This window comes from Pseudomonas sp. 2(2015) (assembly GCF_000955865.1).
Taxonomy (GTDB): Bacteria; Pseudomonadota; Gammaproteobacteria; order Pseudomonadales; family Pseudomonadaceae; genus Aquipseudomonas.
Genome location: NZ_JYOF01000032.1, coordinates 1 through 14,839, shown reverse-complemented (window position 1 = coordinate 14,839; position 14,839 = coordinate 1). Strand labels below are relative to the sequence as shown.

Annotated in this window: 14 protein-coding genes, 1 tRNA gene and 3 pseudogenes; 9 read left to right on the top strand and 9 right to left on the bottom strand. The window is 58.2% G+C overall.

From position 1 onward, the window contains the following. The 7 genes and pseudogenes from UB48_RS28065 to rfaD all read left to right on the top strand — a co-directional run. Positions 1-229: pseudogene (locus UB48_RS28065) on the top strand (ABC transporter ATP-binding protein); the annotation flags it as partial. Further along, the gene (locus tag UB48_RS26585) at positions 229-1,431 is read left to right on the top strand and encodes an FtsX-like permease family protein (RefSeq protein ID WP_045202330.1); all 1,203 of its coding nucleotides are present in this window, start codon (positions 229-231) and stop codon (positions 1,429-1,431) included. The pseudogene UB48_RS28065 and the gene UB48_RS26585, both read left to right, overlap by 1 nt. Beyond that, positions 1,424-3,129 (top strand): annotated as a pseudogene (locus UB48_RS26580) (formylglycine-generating enzyme family protein). The gene UB48_RS26585 and the pseudogene UB48_RS26580 overlap by 8 nt, the downstream one beginning before the upstream one ends. An 81-nt stretch (positions 3,130-3,210) precedes the next feature. Next, a complete protein-coding gene (tagQ, locus tag UB48_RS26575) occupies positions 3,211-4,146 on the top strand; it encodes a type VI secretion system-associated lipoprotein TagQ (RefSeq protein WP_045202328.1) in 936 nt (311 codons plus the stop codon). 76 nt (positions 4,147-4,222) lie between these two features. Next, the gene (locus UB48_RS26570) at positions 4,223-5,110 is read left to right on the top strand and encodes a hypothetical protein (RefSeq protein ID WP_045202326.1); all 888 of its coding nucleotides are present in this window, start codon (positions 4,223-4,225) and stop codon (positions 5,108-5,110) included. Further along, positions 5,107-5,547 (top strand): heparan-alpha-glucosaminide N-acetyltransferase domain-containing protein, encoded by a 441-nt coding sequence (locus tag UB48_RS26565; protein WP_045202324.1) that lies wholly within the window; start codon positions 5,107-5,109, stop codon positions 5,545-5,547. Before UB48_RS26570 ends, UB48_RS26565 begins: the two co-directional genes overlap by 4 nt. Before the next feature lie 229 nt (positions 5,548-5,776). Continuing rightward, positions 5,777-6,739: pseudogene (gene rfaD / locus UB48_RS26560) on the top strand (ADP-glyceromanno-heptose 6-epimerase); the annotation flags it as partial. Between the two features lie 17 nt (positions 6,740-6,756). Here rfaD and UB48_RS26555 read toward each other — a convergent pair. The 9 genes from UB48_RS26555 to UB48_RS28305 all read right to left on the bottom strand — a co-directional run bounded on the left by UB48_RS26555 (position 6,757) and on the right by UB48_RS28305 (position 13,255). Beyond that, positions 6,757-8,136 (bottom strand): NAD(P)-binding domain-containing protein, encoded by a 1,380-nt coding sequence (locus UB48_RS26555; RefSeq protein WP_045202322.1) that lies wholly within the window; start codon positions 8,134-8,136, stop codon positions 6,757-6,759. A gap of 416 nt (positions 8,137-8,552) precedes the next feature. After that, a complete protein-coding gene (locus tag UB48_RS26550; protein WP_082075531.1) occupies positions 8,553-9,803 on the bottom strand; it encodes a PLP-dependent aspartate aminotransferase family protein in 1,251 nt (416 codons plus the stop codon). Between the two features lie 42 nt (positions 9,804-9,845). Beyond that, complete coding sequence (locus tag UB48_RS27870) at positions 9,846-10,205, bottom strand: hypothetical protein (RefSeq protein ID WP_156160257.1); 360 nt, start codon at positions 10,203-10,205, stop codon at positions 9,846-9,848. Continuing rightward, positions 10,183-11,049, bottom strand: a complete 867-nt coding sequence (locus tag UB48_RS27590; protein WP_082075530.1) for a YcaO-like family protein — start codon at positions 11,047-11,049, stop codon at positions 10,183-10,185. The genes UB48_RS27870 and UB48_RS27590 overlap by 23 nt, the downstream gene beginning before the upstream one ends. A 580-nt stretch (positions 11,050-11,629) precedes the next feature. Further along, positions 11,630-11,705, bottom strand: a tRNA-Thr gene (locus UB48_RS26545). Positions 11,706-11,780: 75 nt separating this feature from the next. Next, a complete protein-coding gene (locus tag UB48_RS26540) occupies positions 11,781-12,047 on the bottom strand; it encodes a hypothetical protein (RefSeq protein ID WP_045202318.1) in 267 nt (88 codons plus the stop codon). A gap of 24 nt (positions 12,048-12,071) precedes the next feature. Then, a complete protein-coding gene (locus UB48_RS26535; RefSeq protein WP_045202317.1) occupies positions 12,072-12,278 on the bottom strand; it encodes a hypothetical protein in 207 nt (68 codons plus the stop codon). 407 nt (positions 12,279-12,685) lie between these two features. Then, positions 12,686-12,892, bottom strand: a complete 207-nt coding sequence (locus UB48_RS26525; RefSeq protein WP_010221299.1) for a helix-turn-helix transcriptional regulator — start codon at positions 12,890-12,892, stop codon at positions 12,686-12,688. 9 nt (positions 12,893-12,901) lie between these two features. Beyond that, positions 12,902-13,255 carry a hypothetical protein gene (locus UB48_RS28305; RefSeq protein WP_275560907.1) on the bottom strand — a complete coding sequence of 118 codons (354 nt, stop codon included), beginning with the start codon at positions 13,253-13,255 and terminating at the stop codon, positions 12,902-12,904. A gap of 692 nt (positions 13,256-13,947) precedes the next feature. On the opposite strand from UB48_RS28305, the gene UB48_RS26515 reads away from it, so the two are divergent. Beyond that, positions 13,948-14,289, top strand: a complete 342-nt coding sequence (locus UB48_RS26515) for an SMR family transporter (RefSeq protein WP_045202315.1) — start codon at positions 13,948-13,950, stop codon at positions 14,287-14,289. Further along, positions 14,283-14,624, top strand: coding sequence for a multidrug/spermidine efflux SMR transporter subunit MdtI (mdtI, locus tag UB48_RS26510; RefSeq protein WP_045202313.1), 342 nt, complete (start codon positions 14,283-14,285; stop codon positions 14,622-14,624). Before UB48_RS26515 ends, mdtI begins: the two co-directional genes overlap by 7 nt. Positions 14,625-14,839: the final 215 nt, after the last annotated feature.

Sequence of the window (14,839 nt, the reverse complement as noted above, 5' to 3'; positions counted from 1 at the left end):
CAACCCTGATTTGCTCCTGGCCGATGAGCCAACCGCGGCCCTGGACCCGCTCAATGCCCAACGGGTAATGCAACTGCTGCTGCGCCAGGCGCAAGCACGGCAGGTGACCTGCCTGATCGCTACCCACGACGAGGCGCTGGCCCGTGATGCCGGCTTGCAGGTGTTGCGCATGGTCTGCCGCCGCGATGCCGACGGTGGTGTCACCGCCACGTTGGAGGGCCAGCCGTAATGCGCCCGATGCTGATCGCAAGCCTGGCTTGGCGGGACTATCGCAACGACGCGCGCCTGTCCGTTTGCAGCGTGCTGGCCCTGGTGGCGGTGATTGCGCCGTTGCTGGTGCTGTTCGGTCTGAAATTCGGCCTGGTCAGCAGCCTTACCGAGCGTTTGCAGCGCGACCCGGCCGTGCGGGAAGTCATCCCCTTGGGTGGCGGTCGTTTCAGTGCCGACTTCGTCGCTGAACTGGCGGCGCGTAACGACGTCGCCTTCGCCTTGCCGCGTACCCGGCAGATTGCCGCGACCGCCGACCTGGTGCTGGCTGCGCGCAAGGTCGTGGTCAATGTCGAGATGATCCCCACGGCGCTTAACGATCCGTTGCTGCAAGGGCTGGCCGTCCCCGGTGCGGTCGACCAGATCGTCCTCAGCCGTACGGCGGCAGAAAAGCTTGGCGCGAAGGCGGGTGATCAGCTCGATGCTTCGTTCAGCCGCCAGCTTGCCGGGCAGATCCAGGCCCAGCGCACTACCTTGAAGGTCGTGGCTGTGCTGCCGCTGGAAGCCTTTGAGCGCGATGCCTTGTTTGCACCGCTGGCGCTGCTGGAAGCCGCCGAAGACTACCGTGATGGTCGCGCCGTGCCCGCTTTCGGCTGGGAAGGTGAGCGCCATACCGGTGAGGTGCAACGGGTTTATCCGGCCTTCCGGCTGTACGCGCGCAACCTTACCGATGTCGAGCCGCTGCGGCGCTTTTTTGCCGATCGCCAGTTGCTGGTCTCGACCCAGGCCCCGGCGATTGCCCAGGTGCAGTCGCTGAGCCGCAACCTGACCCTGGTGTTCTGGATCATTGCCGCGCTGGCGGTTGCTGGCGCGTTTGCGGCGATCTGCGCCGGCGCCCTGGCGGCGGTCGAGCGCAAGCGCCGCGAGCTGTCGGTGTTGCGCCTGCTCGGTTTCAGCACCGCTGCCTTGCTTGCATTTGTCGTGCTGCAGGCGTTGTACAGCGGGGTGTTTGCCGCTGTCATCGGCGCGGCGCTGTACGCCCTGGCCGAAAGTGGCCTCAACCAGTTGTTCATGCAGATGCCCGGCGAGTACGCCAGCCATCTGCTCCCGTCGCATTACCTCGTTGCCTTGCTCGCTGTGCTGCTGGCCAGCGCGGCCGCTGCCGCCCTGGGGGGCTGGCGCGTGGCGCGAATAGACGCTTGTGAAGGAATTCGAGATGTTTGACCGCCGCTTACCCGCCCTGGCGCTGATCGTCGCCGCCCTGAGCCTGGTGTCCTGCGCCCAGGCCGAGGACGACAGCAAGCCTGCCAGCAATAAACTGGACAATCCCAAGCCGTTGGCCGACGACATCAGCCTGCCGCTGCCGTGCGACGGCGAGATGGTTTTCCGCCATGTCTACGTGCTGGNNGACGACCGTGAGGTGAACCTTGGCTACCCCTTCAGCGAAGGCGAAGCGGGCTACAAGCAGTCGTTCATTTCCGGCTATCGCCGTGACTTCATCAACGGCCAGTTCAGCCTCCAGGACCTGTCTGCCGACTGGAAAAAACGCATTAGCCCGAGTCTGCCGAAGACCGACGCCGGCAGCCCGCTGAAGCCGATGATGTACTTCATCGGCAAGTACGAAGTCACCGCCCGCCAGTACGCCCAGGTGATGGCCCAGGCCCAGTCGCTGGCCAGCGGCGAACCGGCGCCGGCCTGTGAAGCACCGAGTGGCATGGCCGGGCGTTTGCCCAAGGTCAAACTGTCGCGCTTTGAAGCCGAGCGTTTTTCCGCGGTGTACAGCGCCTGGTTGATGAAGAACCATCGTGACCTGCTGCCGGTCAGTGGCCGTGGCAACAAGGCCGAAGACGGCGGTGTAGGCTTTGTGCGCCTGCCCACCGAAGTGGAGTGGGAGTTCGCTGCCCGTGGCGGCTCCGCCGTCAGCCGCCAGGAGCTGGAAGGGCGGCTGTTCCCGCGCCGCCTCGAGGGCAGCGAAAGCGACGGCCCGCTGGCCGACTGGGCGGTGTTCAACCAGGTCGCCGGCGGCNNCCGATCGGCACCAAGCTGCCCAACCCGCTGGGTATGTTCGACGTACTCGGCAACGCCGCAGAGATGGTCCAGGAATCGTTCCAGCTGGTGCACGCCGGGCGGCGCCAGGGTGCTTATGGCGGGTTTGTGGTCAAGGGCGGCAATTACCTTGAAGGCGAGGGCACGCTGTTTACCGGCATGCGCCGCGAGTACCCGCTGTTCGGCGCCGATGGTACCGAGCAAAGCAACGAGACCACAGGTTTTCGTGTCGCCATCGGCGCGCTGTCGGCGCCGCGTTCGCGTTATGAGGAACTGTTCGAACAATGGCAGAAAGAGGGCCGCTTGGCCGCGCTGACCGACGCCATCGACGACGCCCAGGACCCGACCAAGCGCCTGGACAGCATCATCGCCGCCAGCGCCGACCCGCGCCTGCAAGCCGAGCTTGGCCTGGTCAACGAAGAGCTCAAGCGCAACGTCTCGCTGATCGCCCAGCAGCGCGAAGAAGCCGCCGGCAACCTGATCCAGTCGGCGGCGCTGGTGGCCGAAACCATCAATAACTACAACATCCGCCTGACCAACCTGCAGAAAACCCAGCAGCAGGCCAAGGCTTCTGGTGACGAGACCAGCGCCAAGCTGTTTGCCGCTGCCATCAACAACGGCCGCAGCGCCCTCGACGGCGCCGTGGCGATCTACATCGACAACCTTGCCACTGGCACGCGCTACACCGACGCGGTGATCCAGGCGCAGTTCCAGCGGGTCAAGGAAGAGCTCAATCGCAAGCCGGTGCTGGGCAAGAGCCTGCTCAGCCGCGCGACCCTGTTCGTCCGTCATGTCGGGGACTATCGCCAGCAACGGCGCGCCGACCCGGCGACGATTTTGAAAGAACTGCTCGCATCAGCCGTCCCGCAACCTTGAGCGGCTGTCGAGCGAGCATCGTAGTGACCGGGGCGACATGAGGTTGTCCCGGGCGTGTTTAAACAAAGAGAGAACCTGACCATGCTTTCAACTCGCAAGCCCTTCTTCACTGCTTCCAACGGCCGGGCCGCGCTGCTGCTGGCGGCCGGTTTCAGCACCGTCCTGCTGACTGGCTGCGCCAGCTCGCCGGCGTCCAAGGTCGGTGCGACGACCAAGGTCGAGTACTACCCGAGCTGCTACGAGCCGGTGCAGCACCTGCGCGCCACCGATTCGGACATGACCAAGTCTGTCGCCACCGGTGCCCTGATCGGTGCCGTCGGCGGCGCGCTGACCGGCGCCCTGACCGGCAACTCCGACAACCGTGGCCGCAATGCTGCCATCGGTGCTGCCGGTGGTGCTCTGGTCGGCGGTGCAGCCGGTTACTACACCGAGCGCCAGAAGCAGATCAGCGACGACAACCAGCGCATAGGCTCCTACGCCACCGACATCAACAAAAGCGCGGCCGACATGGACCGCAGCACCGCTTACGCCAAAGCCTCCCAGGCGTGCTACCAGCGTGAGTTCGCCAACCTGATGGATGGCCGCAAGAGCAACAAGATCAGCGATGGCGAAGGCCGCAAGCGCCTGGCGGAAATCATCGCCGGCCTGCAGGAGTCGANNATCACCGCGGTCAACGGCCGTCTGGGTGAGAACCTCAACAACTACACCCAGGCTTACGAGCAAGACCTCAAGCAGGTCGGCGTACCGCGTAACGACGTGGTGATCGTTGCCGAAGCCCAGGCGCCGGTGCTGGCCACCGGTAACGCCAAGAAGACCAATACGGGCAAGACCAAGACCCCGCCACCGGCGAAGAAAAAGCTGCCAGNNGCCGTCGCCACCGAGAAGACCCTGCAGGACGCCAACGCCAAGAAGGCTGAAAGCCAGAAGGTTGCCAGCGCCGGCCAGAGCCAGGTCAACAACATGTGCAAGAACCCGGACATGGGTGACTGGGCACCGGTGCCTTGCCCTAACGTGTAAGGCTTGAGCCACAGCGTCGCCCGGCTCGGTGCCATAAGGCCGGGCGACCTGTGCGCCGTTTCAAGGAAGACCGTTCATGAGTGAGTTACTCAACCGACTGGATAACAATCCGTCGCAGTTTTTCGCAAGGCAGCGCATCGAAAGCAGCATCAACCTGCCGAAACTCTTTGCCGCCATCGATGCCGATCCGGGCATTGTCGGTGCCGGGGTGGTGTATATCGATGCGGATTACAACGTGGTGACCCTGCGTGAGTTTCAGCCGATATGCAGTGTGCTACCCAAGCGGGTGATTTTGCGTGAGGCGAAGAAGTATCTGGCGCCTGCGCAGTTCATCGAAGAGCTCAAGACCAGTCCGCGTGAGTCGCGAGTGGTTAAAGAAGCACTGAACGCAACGCTTTCCTGTACCGGGGCAGTTCTGGGATGGANNGTTGCGGTGCCGTTCACTGCCGGCACCAGCCTGGTGCTCACTACAATGGGCGCCGCAGCTGCAGCGGCCAGTACCACCCAGTGTATTTTCGGCGGGTACAGAACTTTCAACGAAGTGGTGAACCCTGCGGATAACGATGAGCTGGACTCTTACGAGTGGTACCAGAACATGTCGTCAGCACTGGATGCTGTGTCGTTGATGGGGGTAGGGGCCTCTGGGCTTACGACCTTCAAATATCTGCAAGTGCGCAAAGCGGCTACCGGAAGCAGTTGGTCTGAGCTTTCCAGAAAACTGAGCCGTCAGCAGCGCAAAGCGCTGACCGATGAATTGCTTTCGCTCAAGCATCCTTCGCTGACAGCCAAGCAACTACGGCTCAAACAGAGTACTGGTCAACTTCCCAAGCGCCACACACCGACCGAGTTCAAGCATGCAACCCGAACCCTGATCAAAGACTCCCTGGGTGCGGGTGCCGGGTTTGTGGGCAGCAGCAGGGTGCAGACGATCGCAGTAGGGCTGTATGAGGAGTTCAAGCCATGAAGCAGCCACCGAGCTTGAAAGTGTTTCTGGCAAAGTACTTTCCAGCCTTCATCGTTGCCTTCTTCATGGTGTGCTTCTCGGCTTCCTGTACCGTGGCGCTTGCCAAAGGTATTGAAGATCGAGTGTTCAAAACCTCGATGGTTCTGCTGGCGCTTTCTGTGGTGGTCTTTGTGAGCCATTTTCTGATGGTACGGGGTCGTGCTTGGGCGGTCTGGGTCGTTGTCGGTTTGTTCGTGGCTTGCCTGGTGACCGTGCTGCCCAGTTATGGATACCGGCCACATATGTTTGTCTATAGCACCGGCCTGCTATTCCCGCTCATCGGCTTATTAATTCTGAACAGCAAACTGCACAGGGAAATGCGTGCCTATCTGGCGGAGATGCGAAAGGAGCGTGTCAAGCAACGGGACGAAGCTCGGGCAATCAAGGAACGTCGTTGAAAGGGAAATCCCGAATGCTCCACCTCCATGTCCCTTTCTGGGCTCTATCTGCTTAACAGCCAACGCCAGCGAAAAATGCGCAGTCGTCTGGTGGCGATCCGCAAATCGCGTAACAAATTGCTCAAAGCCATGCATGCCGGCAATCGGCAAAACCATTGACCCTGGTTAATATTTGCACAATCACCACCCCCTAAACTGAGGACTCTGCACCCTCAAAGGGGGACATGGCATGACCATTATCGTCACCGGCGCCGCCGGTTTTATCGGTAGCAACCTGGTTCAGGCCCTCAACCAACGCGGCGAAACCGAGATCATCGCGGTCGATGACTTGAGCGATGGCGACAAGTTTCGCAACCTGGCTGACAGCGAAATCGCCGACTACCTGGACAAGGACGACTTTCTTCAGCGCTTTGGCCGCGGCCAGTTTGGCAAGGTGCGCGCCGTGCTGCACCAAGGCGCTTGCTCGAGCACCGTCGAAGGCGACGGGCGCTTGATGATGGACAACAACTACCGCTACNNGACGCCGCTCAAGGCCTGCAGGTGCCGCTGCTGTATGCCTCGTCGGCGGCGGTGTATGGCGCCGGGCGCGACTTTCGCGAACAGCGCGAGTGCGAGCGGCCATTGAACGTATATGGCTACTCGAAATCCCTCTTCGACCAGCGCGTGCGCCGACAACTGCCCCAGGCGCGCAGCCAGATCGTCGGCCTGCGTTACTTCAACGTCTACGGCCCCCACGAGCAGCACAAGGGCGCCATGGCCTCGGTGGCCCNNCAACCAGTACCAGGCCAACGGCAAGGTCAGCCTGTTCGGCAGCTATGGCGACTACCCCAGCGGCGGCCACCTGCGCGATTTCGTGGCGGTCGAGGATGTGGTCAAGGTCAACCTGTTCTTCCTCGACCGGCCGCAGTTGAGCGGCCTCTTCAACGTCGGCAGCGGCCGCGCCCAGCCTTTCAATGACGTGGCCTTGGCAGTGATCAACCGCCTGCGCGAGCAGCAGGACCAGCCGCCGCTGTCGCTGGAGATGGCCCTGCTGGAGGGCATTCTGGAATACAGCGAATTTCCCGAGCACCTGCGCGGCAAGTACCAGTGCTACACCTGCGCCGACCTTGAGCGCTTGCGCAGCGTTGGCTATGAGCAGCCAACGCTGACGGTGGAGCAGGGTGTGGCGCGTTACTGCGACTGGTTGCAGCGCTGCAGCGCACGCCGTAGTCAGTGCTGGCGCAAGGTCTTCAGGTCGCCCTTGCCCGAGGTCTCGCGCAGGTACTCCTGCAGTGAGTCATCCAGCGCGTTGAGCCAGCGGGTATGGTGCGGCACCGCAGCGGTACCGGTAATCACCGAGCGGTAGGACTTGTCGCGGTAACCCATGATGTCTTGCTTTTTGTCCGACTTCCATTTGAGGAAGATCCGGTTCACTGCGTCGATATCGAAGCTCGGGTAATCGGTCTGCTCGATCAGGTGCTTGATATAGCGGCCCTGGAACTCGTACATCGAGGCGGTCGACTCCAGCGCCAGTTCCTCGGCCCGCCACTGTGCGCTGTCGGCAGCCATCGCCGCCGGCTGCGGCAGCTTGATGCGCCCGAGCATGTAGTCGCGGGCAAACCAGGCCTGAGCGTCGAACAGGTTGAAGCTGTACCAGAGGTCTTGCATGCCGAGGTAGATCAGCTGCGGGTTGTGTTCCCAGACAACCCCTTGGTACAGCCCGGCAGGCCACAGGCGGTTGCTGGTCTTGAGCGTCAGCTCGTCGGGCAGGAACGGGAAGTGATGCTGGTAGCCGGTGCAGAGGATGATCGCATCCACGCGCTTGCTCGAACCGTCGGCAAAGAACGCCATCTCGCCCTCGACCCGCAGCAACTGCGGGCGCTCTTCCCAGCCTTTGGGCCATTTGTAGCCCATGGGCTGGGTGCGGTAGGCACTGGTGATCGAGCGCGCGCCGTACTTGAAGCACTGCGAGCCGATGTCTTCGGCCGAATAGCTGCTGCCGACAATCAGCACATCCTTGCCCTTGAACTCCACCGCCTCACGAAAATCGTGAGCGTGAAGGATGCGCCCGGAGAAGCGCTCGAAGCCGTCGAATTGCGGCACATGCGGGGTAGAAAAATGCCCGCTGGCGACCACGACGAAATCGAACACCTGCTCGCTGCCCTGGCCGATGCCGTAGTCATAGACACTGACGGTAAAGGTGCGGCTGGCCTGATCAAAGCGTACCGCCTTGACGGCGGTATTGAAGCGAATGTAGTCGCGCACACCGGCCTTTTTCACCCGGCCCTGAATGTAATCCCAAAGCACCTCGCGCGGTGGATAAGACGAAATCGGCCGCCCGAAATGCTCATCGAAACTGTAGTCGGCGAACTCCAGGCATTCCTTCGGCCCGTTCGACCACAGGTAGCGGTACATACTGCCGTGCACCGGCTCGCCATGCTCGTCCAGGCCGGTGCGCCAGGTGTAGTTCCACATCCCGCCCCAGTCGGCCTGTTTCTCGAAGCACACCACCTCGGGCATCTCGGCACCCTGGGCATGAGCGGATTGAAAGGCACGCAACTGCGCCAGGCCGGACGGGCCTGCGCCGATAATGGCAACACGAATAGTCATAAGATTTCCTGACAGAAAACACTGAAAAAAATGCAAAGCGACTCCAGCCCTGAACGGCAGAACCGAGGGCGAGAGGAAGCGGAAACTTCAGGTGTCAGCTGGCAGGTGGAGGGACAGGGCGCTTGCGCTTGTGCGCGAGCAAGACGTCGCGAGGTGGAATCGACAAGGTGTGGAACAGCGTCGAGAGGGGGGAGCTGGTCAGCGAAGGGCTAGCGACAGCGTTGGGCCCGTAAGTCTTGCCGAACAGCGCGGCAAACGGGCCTGAAGGGCGAAAGATACGTGTGGTCTCGTACATGGCGGGCTGATTCTGCCTCTTTTTGGTTATGGATGCCTTTTTAGCTATAACGGATGGGGGAGAGGATTACAAGGTGGGGGCTTGGCAGAATCTCGCACTCGACCGCTGACGGACTTACGCTTCACCCTCGCGCAGTGGTTCTGCTTTGCATTGCAAGGCGCAGTGCACGTCGGATGTCTGCATTAATGTCATCGCTATCTTCCAGGCCAACAGAGATTCGCACCAAGCCATCCGGCACGCCTATTTTTTCCAGGTCGGTGCTGCCCTCCCTGCTAAAACTACCGTAGTGATAACATAAGGACTCAATATTGCCGAAGGTTGTACCTATTCGGATAAGCTGCAGATGACGAACAAAGGTTGTAGCCGTTTCTCGCGATGGAAAAACAATGGCGATAAGGCCTGTATGCAATGACGGAGAAATTCCGTTGGTTTGCGCACTTTTAGTCGACCAGACTGCACGCCACTCTAGCTTCGGGAACTCCTCACGCAGCATGGCGATCACCGCATGTGCATTATCGGTATGTTTTTTTAATCGCAGTGGCAGCGTCCTTAGTCCTCGTATAGTGAGCCAGGCCGAGAACGGATCTACTATGAGCCCTGCACTGTCCCTGTGATACTTCAATGCCTTGAACAGGTCCGGTTCATTGGTGCTGATCATGCCGCCCATGACATCGCCGTGACCGTTGATGTGTTTGGTGATGGAATATAATGTTACTGCAGCCCCCAGGGAAAGTGGCTTTTGACAGGCAGGTGTAAGAAAGGTGTTATCAACAACAAGAAGAATGCCGCGTTTGTTGCAAAGCTCTACCAGATCAGGAATGTTGATATCTAAAAAAGCCGGGTTGGTAGGGGCTTCGATAAAGATCATTTTCGTGTTGGGTTGGATCGCGCACTCAAATGCCGCCGCCTGGTATTTGTCGATAAGTGACATTTCAATCCCGCGATGGTTCACTTCATAGTTAAGTTGTTCAATGATTTCGTAAAATACACTGTGGGGTACAATGACATGATCGCCTGCGCTCAACAGGGCGCGAAAAGCAAGCAGGCAGGCGGTCATTCCGCTATTGACCGCGAGGCTATAGGAGCAGTGTTCAATGGCGCGAAATTTCGCTTCTAAAATTGAAACGGTAGGGTTTGCATAACGTTGGTAGGCAAAATTCTCCTGCTCGGCATTGCCCAGCATCTCTCTGCCTTCTTCAATTGAATTCAGGAGTGTTGCAGAGTTACAAATGAGCGCTGGAACTGGAAACTGACTCAGGCCATTCTCATGTTGCCCTAAATGGATCGCCTGGGTAGCGATACCTAAAGAAGGAGAAAGAAAATAGTCACGGCATGGTAGTTCGCGTGGGCACTTTTTTTCTGCTGGGCTCATAAAAGGCCTGGTTCCGAAAGGTAATGAGAGACGCTTTGCTGTTTACTCGTATTGATAGCAGGGGACAACTTTTCCGCCCAGTGAGACAATCGAAAATCTTTCCATTTTTGGCATGACCGCACAGGCCAGGCTAACCTGGTTGGGGCTGGAATGTAGTTGTTTTAGCCAAATGGGATGATTGGCTTTAAAACACTCATTTTTTAAATGGGACAAGTGTAGCGCCAGTGGCATTTTTTCCGGGTCTTGAGGCATCGGGTAAGGTACTGTTTTGGCACGCTGGGTGGCCCCAAACGCCATGCGCAAGCAGCGCAGCAACTTTGGGTTTTTGGCCAGGTTGTTTTTTGAATTGGTCCACTCTTGAGTGACGTGCTGCACGCCTTCAGCAACTTTGTATTGCTGCACCAGCTCCTTGATCGCCCGTGCTGCGGCATGGCTCGGGTAAAGTGAACAGCCGCCACCCACNNATCGTCTTCTCCGGGCAGTAGGCAATAAAAACGGGATAGTCTATTTGACTAGAGGCGTCAAATACCTCGATTGAAGCTCCTATGGCAGTTTCTGCATCACGCAAGGTGCTTAATAGATGTTCTGGCATAGAATTGTCAACAATCTTTCTTATAGGCTCTTTTGAATCATAGAAGAAATGTTGTGCAATAAAGCGCCCAATGCCATGACGCTCTATGACCTCGCTTGCGGCATGAATTGCTGCTTCCGTAAATCCTACACCTGCTGCCACACCGGTGCCGCAGGAGTATCGGCGCGCAGCGCTATAGTCGGTATCATCACCGGGAAGCGACTCGTTGGCATACTGATGGTTAATCAGAAATGATGGATAGAGTAACTCAGCGCCTGCGGATGCTTCATGCGCCTCGAAGGAAAGTACAGCCATCTGTGATGCATCGGCGTGGCGAAGCATTTGCATCGGCAGTATGTTTTGCAAGGACGGTTGAGAAACAACCGAATCAAAACAATGCAGTGCGCTATGCTTTCGTAGTTGAAAGGGGCCCATGTAATGCTCATAAGCCTCGAACTTCGCACCCACACGAGCCTCTGCTTCATAGCCTTTGCCACAACCGACACATTCTATGCCGCTACTGTCATAGGGGAGGTGAAGGGTGGCAACAGTGCTGGACAGCGGACTACCGTAACGGCGTAGGGTTAAATGAATTCCTTCGCTGGAAAAGTGCTGATCGATTGCGCTTTCTGCATCGTCCAGTGATAACGTACGCTCTGGGGCAATTGTTTTCATAGTCAGGAAGTTTCCATATAAGCCAAAAAATGAGGCGAAAAAATCGCCTCATTTATTTTCGTTACTCAGCCAGTATGGAGAGCTCTTCCGGGGTGAAATCTTCTTCTGGTTTGACAGACTCTACTTCGTCGTCAGTGGGTTGGTCGACTTTGAATTCGTTGATATACATGCAGCACCACATACCCATAGTAGTATCCTTTTTTATTTGATTTAAGTGTGCACCTTTTAACAGGTGCAATGAGAGATTAGTTCGTATGGCTTTGGCTGCACATAGGAAAAATCCCGATTCTATGAGTGATTATGTTTTTTTGAGGGTGCTATTTATTTCTGCACTGCTCAGAAATAAGACACTGGCTTGGGGCATCGGCGTTGACACCGGATCGGGCCAAGTTCTTAGGGGGCAGGCGCAGAGGCGAATGTGACGTACTGGGTTGATCAGCGGAGGTGATCAAGCGCACAGCGGTTGCGATTTAGACGCTGCCTTCAGCAGCTCATTGCGGGCAAGCCTGCTCCCAACCGGCGGGTGTGCCCACGCAAACAAAAAAGGCCCACCTTGCGGTGAGCCTTTTTTTACTGTGTATGGTGCCGGCACCAGGAATCGAACCCGGGACCTACTGATTACAAGTCAGTTGCTCTACCATCTGAGCTATACCGGCACAGGGGCGTCATTATAGCGATCAGTTTGCGTCTGTAAACCACTTCTGCAACATTCCTCGCGATACCCGGTTTTGTTACCAGCCGCGGTGCATCGTGGTGGCGCTGGGTTCGGCTTTGGTGGGGTCGAATATCAGCGGTTTGTAGCGGCAATCGTGCTTTTTACAGTGCTCTCGGCAGCCGTGCTTTTTCTTGCAGCTGTAGGCCGGGCCGGTGTAGCCCTTGTCGCCGTATATCTGCATCTGCGGGATTTCCCAGCCAGACACCGGGGTGTAGTCGCCGCTGGTGCAGCCGCTCAAGTAGAACGCGCACGCCAGCAGGAGGAAGGATCTGATAATGGCCACAGGCAATTCCGTTTGGTCGAAGTGTCAGTGTTTGTGTGTGTCGAAGTAGTGCTGGATGGCGTGGCGGTCTCTGCTGAAGTCCGGCCCGGGGAAGCTCTGGTTGCCGTACATCTGCATGGGCGGCACTTGCCAGTCGGACCGGGGTGGCGGGACTTGCCAGTCGGACATGAAGGCGCAGCCGCTGAGGTAAAACGCGCACGCAAGCAGGGCGATGGATCTGATGATATCCACAGTCAATTCCGTTTATTCGAGGCGTCAGTCTTTGTTGAGGATGCGCTGGATGGTGCCGCCGCAAGATTGGTAGCAGCTGTCGTAGTCGCTGCCGCACGAGTAGCTGGAGCCGCTGTTGAACGGGTAGCTGGGGTAGTAGCAGCTTTTGCGCGCTTCTTTTTTGCTCTTGCCGGCCTGGCACAGCTGGTAGTTTCTGTAGTTGGCCTGGTACAGGGCGNNAGGCGCGCCATCTGTTTGCAGTGGTTGCGTTCCATCGAGCAGGAGTTGATGCAGTTCATGCCCGCCATGCTGGGCGGTGGGGAGTATCTATAGGTATAGCTGGGGCCGCAGCCGCCGAGCAGGCCGACGGCCAGCACTAGCGCAGCGCGCCATTTGAGTGAATTGCTCACGAGTTGCCAGTTCCTTGTTCATTCCTCGCTGAACTCCAGCAGGTCACCTGGCTGGCAGTTCAACGCGCGACAGAGCTTCTCGAGGGTTTCCATCTTGAAACCCTTGATCTTGCCGTTTTTCAGCAACGAAAGGTTCGCCTCCGTAATACCGATAATCTCGGCCAGATCCTTGGAGCGGATCTTGTTCTTGGCCATGACTACATCGAGTCGAATAATTATCGGCATAGGGGCAAGCTAGACATAACAGTTGTGTTCATCGCTGATGGTTTTGGCGTCACGCATGAGGAGTGAGAAGGCGCAGAGGAAAATGCCTTTCATGATCTCGTAAACCGCCTGGGATGATACACCGATCGATACGCTGAAGCTTCTCTCGCCTTTGGGCAGGTCGATGGAGAACGCCAGGCCCTGCAAGGTGCCGATCATCGGCCAGACCATCGGCAAGCCGATGCACAGCAAGCCCACCCACCAGAGCATCTTGATGTTTTGCGTCGTCCAGGTTTCACCCCGGGACAGGCGCAGGAAGAACAAGCCGGTCAGGTACAAGGCAAAGGCCGAGAGGCTGGCGGGGATCAGTTCCAGGCCGATCACCAGGNNGAAGGCTGGTAATCCGGGGCCAGCAGCAGCGGCATGTTTTCACCGAAGCTTTGCAGGTAGGCACCTTGCACCTGGGCTTTTTCGAACACCCACAATAGTACGTTGCCGCCGAACTCGACGATCCCTGTACCCCAGGCGAGTACCGCGGCGAATGCACCGATCACTCGCAGACGCGATCTCGCGTAAGCCACTGTCTTACTGTTCATGGTTTCCCTCCGTGCTAGTTGAGCGGGGTGCATTATTTGTGAAAAATTATCGTATTACAATAATTAATTGTGATTTTGCCGGGGGTGCGGCGTTTTGACACGAGGGTGAGGTGGGATCTTACGGGGGATCGCGGGGCAAGCCCGNCGGGCTTGCCCCGCGATGCCTTTATCAGGCCGGGTAATATAATTTACGAACCTTTCTGCAACCTTTAAGGGCTTTCACCTAAATACGGACTGAAAGACGCGAAAATTAATTAGTCATTTTCTATCGATTTGACTTTAACGATGCCTTGAGCTAATTTGTTGTTCATTATGTTGAACACTAAAGCGTTTCCGCTCCTCACCTCCCGCCTGGTTTCCCGTGAACGTCACTGGACCGGCGACCTCTAGCGCCTCCCCCGACAAACAGCCTTTTTCTTCTCTTTGTCTGTAGCCGTCAGCGCGATTTCGCTCGGTTTGTGTCGCCCGTGGGAGGGCATCATGCGTTCCTGGATCTATCTGTTTATCGCCATCACCGCCGAGGTGATCGGCACCGCGTCGATGAAATTCGCCGCCAGTCATTTCCCCATTCTTGGTCACGGGTTGATGTACCTGATGATCGGCCTGTCGTACTTTTTCCTGGCACTGGCGGTAAAACGCGTGCCGGTGGGCGTGGCCTACGCCCTGTGGGAAGGCATCGGCATCGTGTTGATCACCCTGATCAGCGTCACCTGGCTGGGTGAGAGCCTGGGNNTGGGCGTGATGATCGCCGGTATCCTGCTGATCAAGTCGGGTACCCGCGCCGCACCTGCCCCGCGCAATATGGAGGCCCTGCCATGCTGAGCATGAACTGGATTCCCTTCGCCTGGCTGGGCCTGGCGATCGTGCTGGAAGTGATCGCCAACCTGCTGCTCAAGTATTCCGACGGTTTTAAAAAGCGCGGCCTGGGCATTGCTTCGATTCTCTGTGTGCTGGCCGCCTTTACCGCACTGGCCCAGGCTGTGCGAGATATCGAACTGTCGCTGGCTTACGCCATCTGGGGTGGCTTCGGCATCCTCGCCACCGTGGCCATGGGTTGGGCACTGTTCGGTCAACGCCTGGTAGGCCGCGGCTGGTTGGGCCTGGCGCTGTTGCTGGTGGGCATGAGCCTGCTGAAACTGNNGATTCAACCTGCTTAGCGCTATTCGCGCGAAGGCTTATGCACAAGCCGCATGCCAAACAGGTGCGTATTGCATCGGACCAACGCCCGCCGTTGGTCTTTGCGCAAATGGCTGTTTTTGCTGGCGATTAATCAGTGAACAAAAAATGACCAGCCTGTGAAAGCGCTTGGATCCACGAATTTGCTGGGGTTCGGCGCAAGGTTGCGCACAGACTTATCCACAGGCTGAGCGCC